General features: G+C 38.0%; 3 protein-coding genes. 2 read left to right on the top strand and 1 reads right to left on the bottom strand.

Annotated elements, in window-relative coordinates; translation table 11 throughout:
- On the bottom strand, positions 1-184 hold a 184-nt coding region (locus AZ66_RS29110), incomplete at its 3' end, for an IS3 family transposase (RefSeq protein ID WP_044358128.1).
- Between the two features lie 347 nt (positions 185-531).
- On the opposite strand from AZ66_RS29110, the gene AZ66_RS29115 reads away from it, so the two are divergent.
- Positions 532-1,038: a DinB family protein gene (locus AZ66_RS29115; RefSeq protein WP_044358130.1), complete on the top strand. Its 507-nt coding sequence runs from the start codon at positions 532-534 to the stop codon at positions 1,036-1,038.
- A gap of 129 nt (positions 1,039-1,167) precedes the next feature.
- Complete coding sequence (locus AZ66_RS31135) at positions 1,168-1,317, top strand: helix-turn-helix domain-containing protein (RefSeq protein WP_082061780.1); 150 nt, start codon at positions 1,168-1,170, stop codon at positions 1,315-1,317.
- The last annotated feature ends 107 nt before the right edge of the window (positions 1,318-1,424 follow it).

A 1,424-nucleotide genomic window follows, 5' to 3' on the forward strand; every position in this document is an offset into this window, starting at 1 on the left:
CGAGAAGCCCAAATTCGCCCTTTTCACGATATTTCCGCATCCATTTCTTCATCCTCTGTTTATCATGAATTCCGAAATGTTCATTGATCTGCCGATAAGTCCACTTTTCCTCGACATGTAGACGAATAGCTTCGGCCTTTAGTTTTTCTGAATATGTTTTGAACTTCTGTCCTTTGATAGCCATAAAAAATGCACCCCCTATAATAGATTCATCGGACGTAACACGAGGGGTGTTTATCCAATGTCTACTATAAGGGGTGCACTTCACCTATTAAGGAGGAGTCACGTTGTCTTTTTTATTTGCTCTCGTACACTGGATGGCTCTCGGAGAGGCAGGAATATGGTGGCATTTTGTGGAATATTCTAAATGAAAAATATTTACATATGATAGTAGCAGCCCAGTCATACATCAGCAATTACGTTTATCCGTATCTCGCAGCCCCATCTATTGTGCAATTTCACACCCACCTGACTACCACTTCGTAACGTTCTAACCGTTTCATCACAACAAGTAATGAAAGGGAGGTTTCTATGGAACTGCATGAAATCAATCAAAACTTAAAGGAAACAAGAGACAAACTGCTCGGAATTCTGAAAGGATTAAGTGGAGACCAATTAAACGAACGAACAGACGAAGATAGTTGGAGTATTGGTCAGATATGTCAACACCTTGCCAAGGTAGAAGAAATATATGTCGTAGCCATTAAGAGAGGGGTACAGAACACAGAAGAATCATCCGTGGAATACAAATCAATCGATTCTTTACTAGACAGAAAAATAAAGCTAGCGGCTCCGGACATTGTAAAGCCAACGGATGAACGTTTCGAATATGAAGACATCCTTGCAAAGCTAAACAGTTCTAGACAACAGTTACTTGAGATGCTAAATGCATTAGAGGATCCATCGATACTGAGTAGAAGACATTTTGTTCACCCTGCCTTTAAAGAGATGTTATTGATTGATTGGGTGAAATCGACGTACGTACATGAAGAAAGGCACATTCAACAAATTCAAGACATTATAAATGGAGTTAGATAAAGACTGGCATGCGGAAGAAGGCGGAACAATTAAAATGATTGATGTATAAAGAGGGAAGCCTGAAGGAATTATTCCGGGCCGCCCTCTTTTTATTAGAGGAAATGGATTTGATAAGTGGTGGTGAAATGGATGACTGAAATTGGATATAGAATAAAATGTATTAGAAAAGAGAATTATTTAAACCAATCTCAATTTGCAAAAAACATAGGAATTGCACAAGGAAACTTGAGTGAAATTGAAATGGGAAATAGTAATCCTTCAGCGGAAACATTAAGATAAATTAGGATTCAAATATAACGTTAATCTGGTGTTTATTGTGTCAGTTCACATAATCATCACTTAACTCCTGAAGGCTATGAAAGTTAATGAACTCTGTTTTCATGATG

Origin of the sequence: Paenibacillus sp. E194 (assembly GCF_000935845.1) — a bacterium.
GTDB classification, from domain to species: Bacteria; Bacillota; Bacilli; order Paenibacillales; family Paenibacillaceae; genus Paenibacillus_B; species Paenibacillus_B alvei_B.